Genomic DNA, 14,272 nt, shown 5'->3' on the forward strand with positions numbered 1-14,272 from the left:
CTTCTCTTAAGTGGAGGGAACACGATGAAGAAACGAATGCTTATTATCCTGATCGCAGTCCTGATGATTGGGGCCGTCAGCTTTCAGGCCATTGCCAAAAATGGGCCCGAGAAAGAAACCGGCACCGCTCAATCAGTGGAGAAACCGACAGTGAAAAAAGAAAAAGCCAAAAGCGGGGTGGGTACCGCCCATAAGGAAGAAGAATTTGTTCTTCTTGACTCTTTAAAGAAGAAGCAAACAGAGCTTGAAGAGCAGGTAAAGGTTCAAGAAGAAGGAATTACGCCTTCCCGTGTCCAGATCCCGAGCATGGACATCGATACGAACGTCATTCCCGTCGGACTTCTTGAGAACGGGGAAATGGAAGTGCCCGAAGAAACGGATGTCGTCGGCTGGTACGATCGCGGTGTAAAGGTCGGAGCCAAGGGAAATGCCGTTCTTGCAGGTCATGTCGACAGTAAAAGAGGACCGGCCATCTTTTTTTATCTCAAGAACATCGAAATAGGGGAAAAGGTCATCGTCACCGATGAAAAGGGGATGAAACGAACCTTTGAAGTGAAGGCAAAGGAAAGCTATCCGAGTGATGAAGCGCCGATTGAGAAGATCTTTGGATCATCGGATAAACGCAATCTGAATGTCATTACGTGCACAGGAACATTCAATCATGACAAGCATCTCTACCCGGATCGGCTGGTCGTGTATACGGAACTCATCTCTGAAACGAACGTCAACGTAGTGAAGGCACCTGAACCTCCAACAGCCGTTCAGGTGGATACAGGGTCGGTTTCATGGCATTCGGTACAGAGTGTTACCGTTATGGGATATAGAGTGTATAAAAAGGCGGCGGATGCGAAAGGATTTAAGCATATCGCAAGCATTTCTGCCCACGAACGGAAGAGCTTCTTTGACCAAGAATCTGAAAAAGGGGACGTGTATTACATCACAACGGTGAATATAGAGGATAAGGAATCGACTCCTTCTGAAAAAGTGGGAGTAGAATAAGCTTTGGGAATGAGACCCTCTTGATGACAGAGGGTCATTTTTCTTTCGAATGAATGACTTAAACATGGAAATACTTCCTTTAAGGAGGTGTTTTTTTATGTTTGAAGAAATTCAACGGCTCAATCACGAAGCAAGTAAATTGGAAACCAAGTATTGGCTGAGTGAGGACCTGTTCAGTATCCACTGGTGGGTCATTGTCATCTTAAACATTCTCTTTCTTATTCTATTGATCAAGCTGATTGATCGTAAGCGTCCCTTAGACATCATTGTAGCTTTCCTTATAAGTTTCAGCCTGGTGGGGTTCATCAATGAACTTGGCTATTACTATCATTGGTGGAGCTATCCTCACCAATTCATCACGGCGTTCAGGGTCATGAATGCAGTCGATTTCCTGACCATTCCTGTGATTCATACACTGCTGTACCAGAAATATAGTGGATGGAAACCTTATTTGATTGCAAATGCCATTATTATGGCCATTATTGCCTTTGTAGGAGTACCGCTTTTCGTTCATTTTCATTTCTATGTTCTAAATGACTGGAATTATTTAAAATCCTATCTGGCTCTATTCGTGGTGGGGATGCTTGTGAAGGTTATTGCGGATTTGTTGATTGATTGGGCGGCGGTTGTGAGAAAGCCATGAGAAATGCGCTATTAAGAAGGTAAATCGGTTGAATGATTTTTAAGAATGGAACAAGAAGATGAGGGAATATAATCGGGATTCCCGAAAAATAATCTCAGAGAACCAACATTCAAGTTTCAAAAAAATCCGGGACTAGTTATCATCCCGGATTTTTTCTATTCCACAATTGTAAGGCTAACGGGTTCAACTTTTCCCTTACTCGCAGGGTATAACGTAATCTCCCCTGAAGGAGGCTTCGGATCATTGGAGTGACTTTGAAAATTGTCATTCAATCCGATCGTCCATTCCGCTTCCCCATCATTCATGAGGACGATGGCGATGGTGCCAAATTGGACAACTTCGTCCCAGCTATACTGACCGGATTTCCCGTTGTAGTTGACGGAGATTCCTTCTGGTCTGCTGTCGACCCTTGCACCGTTTCCATCCCACTGACCTTGAATCGTCGGACCGACATAGGTATAGGAAATGCCCGAATCTCTTGCACCGTATGTGCCGATGTACTGGTGAATGCTGTTATCAGAGGCCTTATAGGTCAACGCCGCAATGTCATTTTCAAGCCATTTCAACTTGAATTCCCCTTGTGTTTTGTAGGGAAGGACTTCTTTAGGACGGGCAAAGATCCGGTAATAGGTTCTGTAATAGACGGCTTCCCCCGTATTTCTGTCTTCTTTTAAAACGAACTGATTTTTCATATCTGGTGAAAAGCTTACAATCTGCTTTGTTTGCTGACTTTGGTTCAGGATGAGTCCCCCTTGAAGGAGGATAAGAATACCTGCTGTCACGTATGAGACGATCTTCCACGTTTTTGGAATGGTAAAGAGGAGGAAGATAGAAACGACCATGCCCGCCACAATCAGTATATTGAAGGCATAGAATAAACGGTTATCGACATATTCCAATTCATATGATGCGTGGAGGAAGAGGTATCCCATCTGAAAAATGAATAGTGCGATAGATAAGATAAAAAGTATACGTCCGGTTATTTTCTTAGTCTTCATCTGGCTGGACCTCCTCCTGGAATGCCCAGGTCCGCCCCTGATCATCTGAGATGAATTTCCCTTTTACTTTTCCGCCTTCATAGTCACCGTTCGGACCTTGATTGACGTAGACGGCCAGGTGATTTTCTTCTTTGAAAGGTATTTCCGCTATGACAAAGATCCTTTTATACTGATCCGGGATCTCAATCGTTGCCTTGCTCCACGATTTCCCCCCGTCCTGTGTGACATGCAGGTCCGGTTCTTCCGGGTTAAGGATGCCGAATGAAAGGAAACCGGTGTCTTCGTCGACAAAGCCCCCGTCATAGATGAGCCGGGTGATGTCAGGACGCGGCATCTCTTTCCACGTCTTCCCGCCGTCTTTCGATAAGTAGACCGTGATCATTTCCTGTGACATCGTCCGGTCGGCAGAAAGAATCACATAGCCGCAGGATTCATTGAGGAAGCCGACCTTCCTGAAACGGATGGGCGGAGAAGCGGGTGTGACCTTGGCATCTTCCCATGTCTTTCCTTTGTCCTTTGAAAAAAGCAATTGGACGCTTTTATCGACGGAATAATCACGTGCATATAAGAAGGCAGCAAGATCTTCTGTCAGGATATAGCTATCCGGTATCAGCTCATCCTCACTCCCGGCATACTCCCCTTGGAATAAATTCTCCTTTTCTACAGGTACTTGAATCCACTTCTCTCCATGGTTGTAGGTGATCTGCAGCTGATCCTGTTGGAGCGAATACCCTACAGGTGCCGTTTCATCCACCGATTGAAGTGGAGGGGGACCGGGATCACGTATTTCCGGCGTCTCCGGTTGACTTACATTAGGCTCTTTTTCAAAAAAGTACGTGCCTGCGATGATCCCGATGACCATCAGACAAGCCGTCCCGATCATGATGTATTTCACATTACCAGACTCCTTTGGTTATATTTTCTATTTTACCATGAGGAAAGGATTGAATAGGATAACATATTTTGGAATAATGAAGGGGAGGAGGAATGGTATGAATATGAATGCCTATCTGATACGATTCTCGGTTTCCATCATGATTATTTTTGGTGGGACGCTTGCGATTGTTTATATGAAGACGGGAGATCTTCTTGTGTATCATCTGATTGCAACGTGTATTGGGGTGGTTCTCTCATTAACTTCTTGGATATGGAGAACAAGGAACAAGGTAAAAAAGGGGGAAATGGTATGATCGTTTGGCTGAATGTCGGCAGCCTGGTGCTTGGGCTTCTGGCGTGGACACTTCCGTTCGTGACATATAGAAAAAATCAACTGACCCTTGCCGTCATGAGCATGGGAGCGTGTGCCCTGTCCCTTTCCTTCCAGATTTTCTATCACCATCATCTGGTCAAAATCGGGGACTGGCCGGCAATCATGGATACATCGGGAGCCATGGCGTTCGCTTCTGCCATGCTGATCATCGTCACGATTCTAATAAATGCGTTGACACTAATGCGAGAGAAGAAAGGAGTTGCAGCATGACTTCCAAGGAAAACATGAAGGTATGTGACAACGGACATACCTATGTGAAAAAGAGTGATTGTCCGACCTGTCCAGTATGTGAAAAAGAACGGAAACCTGACACAGGATTTCTATCTGTGCTCTCAAGCCCTGCGAGAAGAGCGTTGGAGAATAACGGGATTACGACGCTTGAAGAACTGGCTGGATTCAGTGAGAAGGAGGTTCTTGCTTTTCATGGGATGGGACCGTCGTCGATACCGAAGCTTCGGAAGGCGCTTGGGGAGAAGGGTTTGGGGTTTAAATAGGAGAGGTGAGGGGAGATGGCGGTTATACATAGACGATGTGCAGGTTTGCGAGACTACCGACATCTAAGAGTACGTGAGATCAAGCAGGGCCGATAAATAGACGGAAAAACTCCGCTTAATTTACTTTGGCTCATTTTTCTATTTGTTAGATTACGATGAAACGTATCACAAGTATGAGAGAAACTCGCAAATGTACTAACGCGAGTTCTCCTTTTTACACCCAATATCATCTCAACCCAGAACAGTTTAAAAAATGCCTCGAAGCTTATTTATTTCGTCTTCTTTCCATGGAACACCATTGCATTCCCCAGTACTTTTTTGTTCAGCAGAAGTTTGGGTAAGTCCAAAACATCGGTTAGTTTCTCCTGTTTCAGTTCAACTGTATCAGTAAGGTCAGCTACCAACACTGCCCGCTCACCAAACGCAGACTCATCCAGGAAAAGGTCCATGAAGACAAAGGTACCACTGGGCTTTAACACTCTCAAAGCTTCTCTCATAACGTCCGTTTTATTATGGCAATCCTTCACTTCATGAAACGTGAGGCAGCTGACAACGACATCGAATTCCGCATCCCTGAACGGAAGTTTCGAGGCACTTGCTTTCAAAAACTGAATTCGATCTGCAACCCTTTCGATTTTAGCGTTTTCTTCGCATTGAGCTTTGGAATATTCCCAGTTCTCTCCCCAGTAGTCGATGCCGGTCAACGAGGAGCCTGGAAACACTTTTGCGAGCTTGATGATCAGAGAGCCGCTCCCTGTACCGATATCAAGAATTTTTCCACTATCATGATCCACTTTTGAGACAATCACATCATGAATCTTCGACTGGTAATTTCCGCCGAATCCTGAGAATTGATAGATAGAGTAAGAGAGGATAAAGACGATATAAAGAAACGGTACCGCCAGCATTCCTGATAGGGCGCGCAGAAAAATGTGGATGGGGAAGAATGCGATCATCAGAAAAAGAAGGGAGATCCCCAGGAAAATAAGAAGTTTATTCATTCGAATCCACGTTTGATACTTTGGTTTGGTTCTCAATCCATTCCCCGTCCTTAACTTTTAAAATGAGTTTGTTATTATTATAAGGGAATGTACATTGTAAAAGAAGGTGCTCAAGTGGATATCAGACACTTAAAATATTTTATAGAAGTAACGAAATTCAAAAGTTTCACCCGTGCGGCGGATCATTTGTTTGTGACCCAGCCTACGATCAGTAAGATGATCCGGAACCTGGAGGATGAGCTCGGAGTGGAGCTGTTTGACCGTTCCCGGAAGCAGCTTGTCCTGACGGATGCGGGACGGGCGATTTTGACGCAGGCTCAGACGATCGATAAGGCGTTCGAGAATGTTCAGCATGAACTTGATGATCTGATCGGTTTGCAGCGGGGACATATCCGCATCGGTTTGCCGCCGATCATGGATGCGGGTCAATTCATCAAGGTCCTGGGTGAGTTCCATGCGCTCTATCCAGGCATCACGTTCCAGCTGATCGAGAACGGGACGAAGCGGATTGAAGAGGATATCCTTGCCGATCAGCTGGATGTCGGTGTCGGAGTGCTTCCCGCAGCAGAAGAGGATTTTCATCATTTTTCCTTTATGAGGGAAGAATTGAGGATCGTGGTTCCGAAGACGCACCGGTTGGCGGGCAGAAAGCAAGTGAAGTTAATGGAGCTCGAGGATGAACAGCTCATTCTTTTTAACAAGGACTTCGCGTTGAATGACCGGATCCGTGAGGCGTGTAAAGAAGCCGGGTTTCTTCCGAAAGTGGTATCAGAAAGCTCTCAGTGGGATTTTATCGGGAAGATGATTGAAGCTAAACTTGGGATTTCGATCCTGCCTTATAGCGTGTATGAACAGTTGAAGGAGGACCTGGTTGCGATTCGGGTCGTGAAGCCCGTCATCGAGTGGGACCTCGCTATCATTTGGAGGAAAAATCAATACTTATCGTATGCCACGAAAGAGTGGCTCACCTTTACCCAGGAACGATTAATGGGGAGCATTTCCGACTGAGGAATGCTCTTTTTTTTGCCCCGATTTAGGAAAAATGGGTATTGATACCATTCAATTGTAAGCCGTTGCATAGACAGTATCTATGGTGATGATGAGGAACATTCATTTCACTTATCCTGTTTCGGGGCGTACACTTTGTGTATCAAACGTTTGAAATACCAGTACACAAACAGAAGGGACTTGTTCTTCATGCCAAACAAGAAGCATCCGAAAGAGAGTCTGGTCGTCAGCACGGACCAGGTTATGATCAATGATTTAAACAACTACAATACCCTGTTCGGTGGGGTTTTGATGAAGAAGCTTGATAATAATGCGACGCTATCCGCCAGACGTCACGCCCGGGTGAAGGAATGTGTCACGGCGTCAACGGATTCCATCGACTTCCTGTATCCGATCCATCAAAGTGATTCCGTTTGCGTTGAATCTTTCGTCTCCTATGTGGGGAATAAATCGATGGAAATCTTCTGCAAAGTGATTGCCGAAGATATGATTACAGGAGAAAGACGAATGGCAGCGACGGCTTTCCTAACCTTTGTCGCACTTGATGAAAATAAAAATCCCGTCAAGGTACCGGAAATCGTACCGGAAACAGAAGAAGAGAGATTCTTATTCGAATCAGGAAAAGAGCGTGCGGAAAGAAGAAGGGTCCGCCGCAAGCAGAGTAAGATCCTGAATGACATCATCGGACTCGAAAAACCTTGGAATATGGGAGGGGAGGCATCATGAGCATGATGGTAGCAGGAATGAACGAACTCCACGAAGCAAAAAAAGATGTAGAAGCCTTGAAACAGGATTACCCTGAACTGAATGAGCAGCTCGTCCACGTCACCAGCCTGACGCGACAGCTGCAGCTGAAGTACGGCTACATGGGGTCCCTACTCCGTGACAAAGAGTTGCCGGATTATGAACCACAGTTTGTCCGGGATTCGATCCTTTCACTCTATCAGGACGAGGTACAGAAACTGAAGGCACACCCGAATATCGTTCAGCTGAAAGACATCATGAAAAAGCACAGACAAATCAGCGACTCGAAATTATTCTTATTGATCCTTGGCGCGAAACCGGAACTGCTGCAGGGATCCACGATCATAAAATAATGGAGAGTGAAGCCGGAAGAGGGGAGTCTTCCGGCTTTTTTGATCGTAAATTTGCGGGATTAACGGACTATCTCCACATCACCCCTTTTTTTCGCTCAATCATCATTTCCTGAATGGTTTCTGCCATGAGTGCAACGCCTTCTCTAATCATTTGATCCCATACATGGGACACACTGAGCCGGAGCTCATCATATCTCATGAATTCCTCCAGGTACATGGATTCCGTGCTTTGCATCAGCACGTTTTTATCCTTTAACCGCTGGATGAAATCACTCGCTTTCAATGAAGAAGGCACCCTGACCGTAGAGTAAAAGCCAGATGCAGGGCATGTATAGGACGTACCCTCCGGCATGAAAGCACGATACGCCCCGCAAAGCACCTCTCCCTTTTTCCGGTACAGGTTCCGGACCTTCTCAATATGGGCCCCGAACATTCCGTTTTTCAAATAGATTTCCAGAGCCCCCTGGGTGATGACCGGTGTATGGACGTCAGCGGCAAACTTGGCACGTGTGAATCCTTCGATCAACTCAGTGGGAAGGACGACGAGGCCGAGACGCAGACCCGGCAATAGGGTTTTAGAGAAGCTTTTTGTATAGATGACCTTTCCATTCGGTTGATAGGCAAACATGGGATCCTGCTTCAAATCGGGATCAAGATCACCCATATAATCGTCCTCCACGATATACACATCATAGCGTTCGGCGAGCTCAACGATCTTCCTTCTTTCTTCGTTCGTGTAACTATGTCCGGTGGGATTATGAAATCTCGAGACAAGATAAAAGAATTTAATCTCTTCGTTTTGAAAAATGGTCTCGAGCTGTTCCAGGTCAGGTCCGTCCCTCCCGATGTCAATCCCCATACAGGGCTGGTCCTTCACAGACTCTATGAAACTAGGATGTGCGGGCTGCTCGGTCAGGATGGTCCGCTTGCCGTTGGGGAACGGGAGGCGGATCAAGAGATGGAGGGCCTGCTGGGATCCCGTTGTGACGGCAATGCGTGAAGGATCGGTAAACACCTGTAGATCCCGGAGATGCCGGGCGAGTTCTTCACGCAGTGAGGGTAGTCCGAGAAGGTCGGAATAAGTGAACATGTCTTCTTTGTACCGGTCGATGGCCTGGTTCATGCAGTGCTTGTAATCGAGATAGGGCATGGCATGTTTGTCGGGACCGGCGGATAGGAAGTCATAGACGGGTACTGTTGAACCGGTCTGTTTTTTATAAGGATAATCTTCAACCAGGTAATAGCCGCTTTTACTCACGGCATAAATTTTATGGCTGAACTCTAGTTCTTTGTAGGCTTTGATGACAGTATTCAAGCTGCATGAGAACTCGCCTGCAAGGGATCTGATCGACGGCAGGCGGGTCCCGGGCTTGAGGCGGCCGGACTCGGCAAGCATTTCAATGTAATGGATGATTTCTTCGAATTTGGCATGGGGCACTTCTGTTTCCTCCCATCTGTAGGGGTACAGTCTATGAAAAACGGCGTTGGACCCTGCTGTTTCTGTCAGTATACTAAAGATCAAGAATGATAGGCCTGTCTTTCTAGTAAACCATAAGGAGTGGAATGTAATGAAGCGAATCGCTACACTAGTCATGAGTATGGTCCTGATCGTCATGGGAGGAACGTATGCCGACGCCAAGACAAATGTTCAATCGGAAATCGTTGACATGTTGAATGGAAAAGACGCGACCATCGTCATCCGCAACCTGAAGACAGACAAGGAATTCGTTTACAACAAGGAGAGAAGCGAGAGGAGATATACCCCTGAATCAACGTATAAAGTGCCCCACGCCCTGATTGGATTGTCGACGGGTGCCGTCAGGGATGAATATGAAGTGAAACGCTGGGACGGAACAGTGAGGGAGTTCCCGGACTGGAATCGGGATCATACCCTCGCTTCCGGCATGAGATACTCCGTCATCTGGTATTATCAGGCCATGGCCCGTGATATCGGGGAAAAGAGGATGCAGGAAAACCTTGAAAAGATGGATTATGGGAACGAAGATATATCTGGTGGCATCGATTCTTTTTGGCTCGACAGCAGTCTGAAAATATCGGCCCGGGAGCAGACCGATTTTTTCGAAGGTATGGTGGAAGAAAGCCTGCCTTATGACAAACAGCAGATGAGAACCGTGAAGCGGATCATGATCAATGACGAGCAGGACGACTATATCATCCACGGCAAAACCGGGACCCGGCTGTCGGATTTCGGACTCGGCTGGTACACGGGGTATGTGGAAACCGATAAGGGAGAGTGGGTATTCGCCGTCAACTTGGATGGAAGCGGGACAGAAGCGAAGAATCTGACGGTAGAGGTGCTGGAGAAGATGCACATCATTCCGGAAGAATAATGGAGAGAGCTTACCCAATGTGGGGGTAAGCTCTCTTTTTCATCTTGTGAAAAATTCTATAATTTGAAATAATTAGTAAAAAGAAACTTGAGGGAATCGAATTGCATGACCTATCTTGTAAATGACATCTACGACATTCTGAATGGTGTGGGGATCGTTTTTTTATCTTGATTTCCTTTTTGATTCTTACGATTTTGAAAAAGAGAAAAAATAATGTTGGGGTGGACCATGATGAAACGATTGGTGGAAAGGCTCATTTATCTGGTCTTCACGTTGTTCATTTTTGTCGTGTTATGGAAAGGGACGGCTATTTTATGGGAGGCATTCGTGCCGTGGAATTACAGGACCGATTTATTTGGCATTTTGATTGTTGCGCCACTACTGCTTGCCTTGTCGTTCATTCTGTCAACGCTTGCCTTTCAGTACACGAAAGATTCTTGAGGAGGAACATGGATGAGATCAGAGATCATTCCCTTTGACCCGAAGTATGCCAAGGAAACCGTGGACATGTGGCGGGAAAGTAAGGAGCGGGCCATTGGGCAAAAGGAAAAACATAGTGTGGAAAATCACCTCTATTTTTTAACCAGCATCCTGACTCGTCAATACCAAGTTGATCTGGCACTCATAAATGGAAAAGTAGCCGGAATGGCCGCCTATAATGAAACGGAAATCAGTCAGCTTTACATTCACGTTGATTATCAAGGACTCGGGATCGGTCAAGTGTTTCTGGATAAAGCAAAGGCGAAGTCAAGCGGGTGCTTGATCCTGTATACCTTTGAAGTGAATGAGAATGCCCGTAGGTTTTATGAAAAGAACGGGTTTGTGGTGATCGGAAGAGGTCACGAAAATGAGGAAAACCTGCCGGATATTCAGTACGAATGGAAGGCGTAATGTGGTATATGAGTAAAGGAAAAGAAGCAATCAGTCTCTACTGGTTGCTTCTTTTTTCAATGGCTTTTAAGGCAAGGCCGATGCGTGAATCATCACCAAGGGCATCAAGAAGGGCAATCCCCTCGACAGTCACAAGGGCAAGGGCGGCCATCTGTTCCACATCCTCCCCTTCTTCAACCAGAAGGATCTCCTGATAAAACGAATAGAAATGATCACAAATGTCTCTCGCTACGACCTTCAGGGAGTCGTGCTCATCTGACGCCATGGTGATCAGTTCAAGCCATAGCTTTATGTAGGGGCGGACCTCTGGATCCTGCATCATATGATATAAAAACGGGACCAGGGTATGAAAAGGCTGCTTTTTTATATCAGCATGTTGAAGCAGGCTGATCAGCTGTTGGGAAATGGATGACAGGACCACGGTAAATAGCTCTTCTTTATTAGTGAAATAGTGAAGGAGCATCCTGTCACTTGTGTTGGCTGCCTTCGCAAGGTTTCGTAAGCTGGCAGACTGGAGGCCATTCGCCAGGATATAGTCAGCGGTTTTCGCTATAATTTCTCGTTTCTTCTTTTCTCCTTTTTCCATGGGAAGTGTCTCACCTCTTTGTGTGTAGTATAAGCTACTTTTCCATCTAAAAGAAAGGATTGATTTAAAATGTAATGAGTGCTACACTTTAAATGTAATGAGTGCTACATTTTGGAGAGAGGGTGTTTATGTTGGCAAAAGAAAAGGGTATGAATCTTCCTGCGCCGCTACTAGTGGGGGTATTGATCCTGTTTTCCATTTTGACAGGGGTCTCGGTTTTTCATCATGGGCTGATCGGAATCTTTACGGAAGCATTTCGCAATACGGCTACCATGCAGGTGTTTTTTGATTTATTCATTGCTTTGTTCCTTGTGATGGTATGGATGTGGCATGATGCAAAAAGCAGTGACCGACTGTTTTGGCCCTGGGCGGTTCTGACACTTGCCATTGGTTCGTTTGGACCGTTGTTGTATTTGCTTTCTGGAAAGAGAAGGTAGATGAACGATCCGATTGGGGTCGTTTTTTTATTTTTCTTGAAGAGGATTACGATACTTTAGTGGCGAATAGATTTAGGGATATGGAAACAAATGTATATACGGGGGATGGAGAATATGGCCGAACCTACAAATGAAAAACAGAAACGGATTCAAGAAATATACCGAAAGAATAAGAGAGAGGAATATTCCAATACTAACTGGACAATGATTCTCATCCTGTGTGTGATTCCGGTGCTCATCCTTCTTGTGACAAGTGCTTTATTCGATCTCGGGGTTGGACTACCTGCGTTCTTTGGAAGATAGGGTGTGTGTAATGAAACGATTGTGGATTGGGTTAACCTGTTTGATGGTCAGTGCGATTCTTTATGGGTCGACACTTATAGCTGCTGCCGTTTATTCCGATTTGCTGATGAGAGTTGACGGACTCGGATGGAACTTTCAGTATGGTGTATTCGGAACCGCGTTGCTTGAGGTAGGGGCATTTCCATTGGTGTTGGCGGTGATTTCAGGGGGGACGGGAATCGTGTTGATAGCGTTGGAATTCCGAAAGCACAAGGCAGAAAATGAAGAGCAGACTAAGGAGATAGAGGAATGAAGAATCGCTGGTGGTTAATTGTATTATCTGTGATGGTGGCTGCTGTTGGAGGAGGCTATATGTGGCTTAGGGTGCATCCTCCCATGGAAGTTGGGGTCGTTGCTCAAAATGCGGCAGGGACGTCCGTACTCGTGGAAGTGACCAATCATGGATGGAAAGATGCGAAAGTGACCGGGGTCACGGTCAATGGTGATGAAGCGCCAGATGAAGTGAAGATGCAGGTGAGCAACCTGCTGAGAGGGTATGCCATTACCGATGGACCCCGTGATGAGCTGCCTGAAGAAATCAGCTTTGAAAATATGGGGGACGTAAGGATTAAGGCGGGTCCCACAAATGCAGAACAAATGGATCGCTTGGACGACGGAACAGCCACAAAGGAAGACAGGATCTATGCCGTGAACGTGTTTCATGATGAGAAAGTCAGGCAGGTGCAAATAGAGTATCAATCTTTAGGGATGACGTATGAAACGGTGTACATTGAGTAGGGATGGATGATCTTTTTCCGAGCTCGAACCTAATCAAAACCGTTTATCTCTTATTGGCTAGTTTAAGGACGGGTGGAAGAGGACTTCACGAAGCGTCCTCTTTTTTATGTGGATCGCACATTTTCCCTTTTTCCCAATCGCATCGATATCCCAATCGATATAACCGAAAGGGTGACGATCATCCACACCACACCCGGCCAGTTCCACTGGTGATAGAAGCTTCCGCTCACGGTACCGCCCACGCTTGAGCCGGCATAATAGGCGGACAGATAGAGGGCAGAAGCCTGGGCTTTATCGTGGACGGCGAGGCGTCCGACCCAGCTGCTGGCGATGGAGTGACCGGCGAAGAATCCGTATGTAAAGACGGCGATTCCGATGATTTTCACCAATAAATTTGGATGAAGAGTTGTCACGACGCCTGATAACATGATGATAAGCGACAAGGGCAGGATTTTTCTTTTTCCATATTGATCGGCGAGCATTCCCATCCACGTGGAGCTGAAGGTGCCGACAATGTAGACGATGAAGATGAAGCCGACAACGGTCTGGCTGAGTGAGTAGGGTGGTGCGATCAGCTCGAATCCGATGTAATTGTAAAGGGAAACGAAGCCGCCCATCAAGAGAAATCCGATGGTGAAAAGGTATGTGAGTCCCGGGACCTTGAATTGGCTTAACAAGGAACCTGCCAGGGACGTGAGCTTAAAGCTCTGGGGCTCAAAATGGGCAGACTTTGGAAGCAAGGTCATGAAGATGATGCTTGAAAGCAGACTGATGACCCCGATTCCCATCAGTGCAATATGCCAGCTGAAATAATCGGTCAGGACGCCGCTGATGATCCGGCCAGACATGCCTCCGATGGAGTTTCCGCTGATATACAATCCCATGGCCATTCCCAGGCTCTTCCCTTCGATTTCTTCACCCAGATAAGCCATGGCGACGGCGGGTAGACCTGCAAGGGTGATTCCCTGCAGGATCCGGCCAGCGACAAGCATATGGAAGCCTGAGGTAAATCCCGTACAGATGGCAAGGATGGAAGAAGCCAGTAACGAGAAGGTCATCACGGATTTCCGGCCGTACACATCCGATAACGATCCTGCAATCAGCAGGCTGATCGCCAGGGCGATGGTGGTGGACGATTGGGTGAGACTCGATGTGGCCGGAGAGACATTGAACTCACGGGCGATTTCCGGAAGCAGGGGCTGCGTCCCCCACAGAATCGCGAACGTACTGAAGCCTCCTGCAAACAAAGCCAGGTTTGCATTCTTGAACGCCTGGGTTCCCCGCATGATGTATTCCATTTCGCAAGACTCCTTTATGTAATCATTTTATCTTCATGATACACCTCTTCACGCGGCACTTCTATTGGGAGACATCACGTCTCCCGGATTTCCACCGGTATAAATTAAATTACATAAAT

Annotated in this window: 21 protein-coding genes; 15 read left to right on the forward strand and 6 right to left on the reverse strand. The window is 46.4% G+C overall.

What is annotated here, in order from left to right:
• The first annotated feature begins 24 nt into the window (after nucleotides 1-24).
• Nucleotides 25-999, forward strand: a complete 975-nt coding sequence (locus P8596_RS03695; RefSeq protein WP_279725941.1) for a class F sortase — start codon at nucleotides 25-27, stop codon at nucleotides 997-999.
• A gap of 97 nt (nucleotides 1,000-1,096) precedes the next feature.
• Nucleotides 1,097-1,642, forward strand: coding sequence for a CBO0543 family protein (locus tag P8596_RS03700; RefSeq protein WP_279725942.1), 546 nt, complete (start codon nucleotides 1,097-1,099; stop codon nucleotides 1,640-1,642).
• 155 nt (nucleotides 1,643-1,797) lie between these two features.
• On the opposite strand, the gene P8596_RS03705 is transcribed toward P8596_RS03700, so the two are convergent.
• Both P8596_RS03705 and P8596_RS03710 read right to left on the reverse strand, forming a co-directional pair.
• Nucleotides 1,798-2,640: a hypothetical protein gene (locus tag P8596_RS03705; protein ID WP_279725944.1), complete on the reverse strand. Its 843-nt coding sequence runs from the start codon at nucleotides 2,638-2,640 to the stop codon at nucleotides 1,798-1,800.
• Complete coding sequence (locus tag P8596_RS03710; RefSeq protein ID WP_279725946.1) at nucleotides 2,630-3,535, reverse strand: WD40/YVTN/BNR-like repeat-containing protein; 906 nt, start codon at nucleotides 3,533-3,535, stop codon at nucleotides 2,630-2,632. Before P8596_RS03710 ends, P8596_RS03705 begins: the two co-directional genes overlap by 11 nt.
• A gap of 97 nt (nucleotides 3,536-3,632) precedes the next feature.
• Here P8596_RS03710 and P8596_RS03715 point away from each other — a divergent pair, with 97 nt between their 5' ends.
• From P8596_RS03715 to P8596_RS03725, 3 genes are read left to right on the forward strand one after another with little or no spacing between them, the layout of a single operon-like run.
• Nucleotides 3,633-3,830 (forward strand): hypothetical protein, encoded by a 198-nt coding sequence (locus P8596_RS03715; RefSeq protein WP_254653072.1) that lies wholly within the window; start codon nucleotides 3,633-3,635, stop codon nucleotides 3,828-3,830.
• Complete coding sequence (locus P8596_RS03720) at nucleotides 3,827-4,120, forward strand: hypothetical protein (protein ID WP_254653073.1); 294 nt, start codon at nucleotides 3,827-3,829, stop codon at nucleotides 4,118-4,120. The genes P8596_RS03715 and P8596_RS03720 overlap by 4 nt, the downstream gene beginning before the upstream one ends.
• Nucleotides 4,117-4,404: an RNA polymerase alpha subunit C-terminal domain-containing protein gene (locus P8596_RS03725; RefSeq protein ID WP_254653074.1), complete on the forward strand. Its 288-nt coding sequence runs from the start codon at nucleotides 4,117-4,119 to the stop codon at nucleotides 4,402-4,404. The genes P8596_RS03720 and P8596_RS03725 overlap by 4 nt, the downstream gene beginning before the upstream one ends.
• A 269-nt stretch (nucleotides 4,405-4,673) precedes the next feature.
• Here P8596_RS03725 and P8596_RS03730 read toward each other — a convergent pair whose 3' ends face one another.
• Complete coding sequence (locus tag P8596_RS03730) at nucleotides 4,674-5,405, reverse strand: class I SAM-dependent methyltransferase (protein WP_254653693.1); 732 nt, start codon at nucleotides 5,403-5,405, stop codon at nucleotides 4,674-4,676.
• A 114-nt stretch (nucleotides 5,406-5,519) separates the two neighbouring features.
• On the opposite strand from P8596_RS03730, the gene cidR reads away from it, so the two are divergent.
• From cidR to P8596_RS03745, 3 genes are all read left to right on the forward strand, one after another.
• Nucleotides 5,520-6,413 (forward strand): cidABC operon transcriptional activator CidR, encoded by an 894-nt coding sequence (gene cidR / locus P8596_RS03735; RefSeq protein ID WP_254653075.1) that lies wholly within the window; start codon nucleotides 5,520-5,522, stop codon nucleotides 6,411-6,413.
• A gap of 189 nt (nucleotides 6,414-6,602) precedes the next feature.
• The gene (locus tag P8596_RS03740; RefSeq protein ID WP_034761531.1) at nucleotides 6,603-7,139 is read left to right on the forward strand and encodes an acyl-CoA thioesterase; all 537 of its coding nucleotides are present in this window, start codon (nucleotides 6,603-6,605) and stop codon (nucleotides 7,137-7,139) included.
• A complete protein-coding gene (locus tag P8596_RS03745; protein ID WP_034761534.1) occupies nucleotides 7,136-7,510 on the forward strand; it encodes a hypothetical protein in 375 nt (124 codons plus the stop codon). The genes P8596_RS03740 and P8596_RS03745 overlap by 4 nt, the downstream gene beginning before the upstream one ends.
• 67 nt (nucleotides 7,511-7,577) lie before the next feature.
• Here P8596_RS03745 and P8596_RS03750 read toward each other — a convergent pair whose 3' ends face one another.
• A complete protein-coding gene (locus tag P8596_RS03750) occupies nucleotides 7,578-8,948 on the reverse strand; it encodes an aminotransferase-like domain-containing protein (RefSeq protein ID WP_279725947.1) in 1,371 nt (456 codons plus the stop codon).
• 130 nt (nucleotides 8,949-9,078) lie between these two features.
• Between P8596_RS03750 and blaOXA the strand changes: the two genes are divergently transcribed.
• The 3 genes from blaOXA (at nucleotide 9,079) to P8596_RS03765 (ending at nucleotide 10,752) form a co-directional block, all read left to right on the forward strand.
• Nucleotides 9,079-9,861 carry a class D beta-lactamase gene (gene blaOXA, locus P8596_RS03755; RefSeq protein ID WP_279725948.1) on the forward strand — a complete coding sequence of 261 codons (783 nt, stop codon included), beginning with the start codon at nucleotides 9,079-9,081 and terminating at the stop codon, nucleotides 9,859-9,861.
• A 228-nt stretch (nucleotides 9,862-10,089) separates the two neighbouring features.
• Nucleotides 10,090-10,302, forward strand: a complete 213-nt coding sequence (locus P8596_RS03760; protein WP_224521280.1) for a hypothetical protein — start codon at nucleotides 10,090-10,092, stop codon at nucleotides 10,300-10,302.
• Between the two features lie 12 nt (nucleotides 10,303-10,314).
• A complete protein-coding gene (locus P8596_RS03765) occupies nucleotides 10,315-10,752 on the forward strand; it encodes a GNAT family N-acetyltransferase (RefSeq protein WP_279725950.1) in 438 nt (145 codons plus the stop codon).
• Between the two features lie 37 nt (nucleotides 10,753-10,789).
• On the opposite strand, the gene P8596_RS03770 is transcribed toward P8596_RS03765, so the two are convergent.
• Nucleotides 10,790-11,338, reverse strand: a complete 549-nt coding sequence (locus P8596_RS03770; protein WP_279725951.1) for a TetR/AcrR family transcriptional regulator — start codon at nucleotides 11,336-11,338, stop codon at nucleotides 10,790-10,792.
• A gap of 128 nt (nucleotides 11,339-11,466) precedes the next feature.
• Here P8596_RS03770 and P8596_RS03775 point away from each other — a divergent pair, with 128 nt between their 5' ends.
• From P8596_RS03775 to P8596_RS03790, 4 genes are all read left to right on the forward strand, one after another.
• Nucleotides 11,467-11,775 (forward strand): DUF2834 domain-containing protein, encoded by a 309-nt coding sequence (locus P8596_RS03775; RefSeq protein WP_279725952.1) that lies wholly within the window; start codon nucleotides 11,467-11,469, stop codon nucleotides 11,773-11,775.
• 114 nt (nucleotides 11,776-11,889) lie between these two features.
• Nucleotides 11,890-12,078, forward strand: coding sequence for a hypothetical protein (locus P8596_RS03780; RefSeq protein ID WP_254653079.1), 189 nt, complete (start codon nucleotides 11,890-11,892; stop codon nucleotides 12,076-12,078).
• A gap of 10 nt (nucleotides 12,079-12,088) precedes the next feature.
• Nucleotides 12,089-12,370: a phosphatase gene (locus P8596_RS03785; RefSeq protein WP_279725954.1), complete on the forward strand. Its 282-nt coding sequence runs from the start codon at nucleotides 12,089-12,091 to the stop codon at nucleotides 12,368-12,370.
• Nucleotides 12,367-12,855, forward strand: a complete 489-nt coding sequence (locus tag P8596_RS03790; RefSeq protein WP_279725955.1) for a hypothetical protein — start codon at nucleotides 12,367-12,369, stop codon at nucleotides 12,853-12,855. Before P8596_RS03785 ends, P8596_RS03790 begins: the two co-directional genes overlap by 4 nt.
• A 104-nt stretch (nucleotides 12,856-12,959) precedes the next feature.
• Here the strand turns inward: P8596_RS03790 and P8596_RS03795 are convergent, their stop codons facing one another.
• Nucleotides 12,960-14,153: an MFS transporter gene (locus tag P8596_RS03795; RefSeq protein WP_224521273.1), complete on the reverse strand. Its 1,194-nt coding sequence runs from the start codon at nucleotides 14,151-14,153 to the stop codon at nucleotides 12,960-12,962.
• Nucleotides 14,154-14,272 lie beyond the last annotated feature (119 nt).

Source organism: Rossellomorea sp. DA94 (assembly GCF_029834455.1).
Classification (GTDB): Bacteria; Bacillota; Bacilli; order Bacillales; family Bacillaceae_B; genus Rossellomorea; species Rossellomorea vietnamensis.

Excerpts from the sequence above, each read along its gene's own strand:
- P8596_RS03695 (WP_279725941.1), top strand. The coding sequence starts at position 25 with ATGAAGAAACGAATGCTTATTATCCTGATCGCAGTCCTGATGATTGGG.
- P8596_RS03700 (WP_279725942.1), top strand. The coding sequence starts at position 1,097 with ATGTTTGAAGAAATTCAACGGCTCAATCACGAAGCAAGTAAATTGGAA.
- P8596_RS03705 (WP_279725944.1), bottom strand. The coding sequence starts at position 2,640 with ATGAAGACTAAGAAAATAACCGGACGTATACTTTTTATCTTATCTATC.
- P8596_RS03715 (WP_254653072.1), top strand. The coding sequence starts at position 3,633 with ATGAATATGAATGCCTATCTGATACGATTCTCGGTTTCCATCATGATT.
- P8596_RS03720 (WP_254653073.1), top strand. The coding sequence starts at position 3,827 with ATGATCGTTTGGCTGAATGTCGGCAGCCTGGTGCTTGGGCTTCTGGCG.
- P8596_RS03725 (WP_254653074.1), top strand. The coding sequence starts at position 4,117 with ATGACTTCCAAGGAAAACATGAAGGTATGTGACAACGGACATACCTAT.
- P8596_RS03730 (WP_254653693.1), bottom strand. The coding sequence starts at position 5,405 with ATGAATAAACTTCTTATTTTCCTGGGGATCTCCCTTCTTTTTCTGATG.
- P8596_RS03740 (WP_034761531.1), top strand. The coding sequence starts at position 6,603 with ATGCCAAACAAGAAGCATCCGAAAGAGAGTCTGGTCGTCAGCACGGAC.
- P8596_RS03745 (WP_034761534.1), top strand. The coding sequence starts at position 7,136 with ATGAGCATGATGGTAGCAGGAATGAACGAACTCCACGAAGCAAAAAAA.
- blaOXA (WP_279725948.1), top strand. The coding sequence starts at position 9,079 with ATGAAGCGAATCGCTACACTAGTCATGAGTATGGTCCTGATCGTCATG.
- P8596_RS03760 (WP_224521280.1), top strand. The coding sequence starts at position 10,090 with ATGATGAAACGATTGGTGGAAAGGCTCATTTATCTGGTCTTCACGTTG.
- P8596_RS03765 (WP_279725950.1), top strand. The coding sequence starts at position 10,315 with ATGAGATCAGAGATCATTCCCTTTGACCCGAAGTATGCCAAGGAAACC.
- P8596_RS03770 (WP_279725951.1), bottom strand. The coding sequence starts at position 11,338 with ATGGAAAAAGGAGAAAAGAAGAAACGAGAAATTATAGCGAAAACCGCT.
- P8596_RS03775 (WP_279725952.1), top strand. The coding sequence starts at position 11,467 with ATGTTGGCAAAAGAAAAGGGTATGAATCTTCCTGCGCCGCTACTAGTG.
- P8596_RS03780 (WP_254653079.1), top strand. The coding sequence starts at position 11,890 with ATGGCCGAACCTACAAATGAAAAACAGAAACGGATTCAAGAAATATAC.
- P8596_RS03785 (WP_279725954.1), top strand. The coding sequence starts at position 12,089 with ATGAAACGATTGTGGATTGGGTTAACCTGTTTGATGGTCAGTGCGATT.
- P8596_RS03790 (WP_279725955.1), top strand. The coding sequence starts at position 12,367 with ATGAAGAATCGCTGGTGGTTAATTGTATTATCTGTGATGGTGGCTGCT.
- P8596_RS03795 (WP_224521273.1), bottom strand. The coding sequence starts at position 14,153 with ATGGAATACATCATGCGGGGAACCCAGGCGTTCAAGAATGCAAACCTG.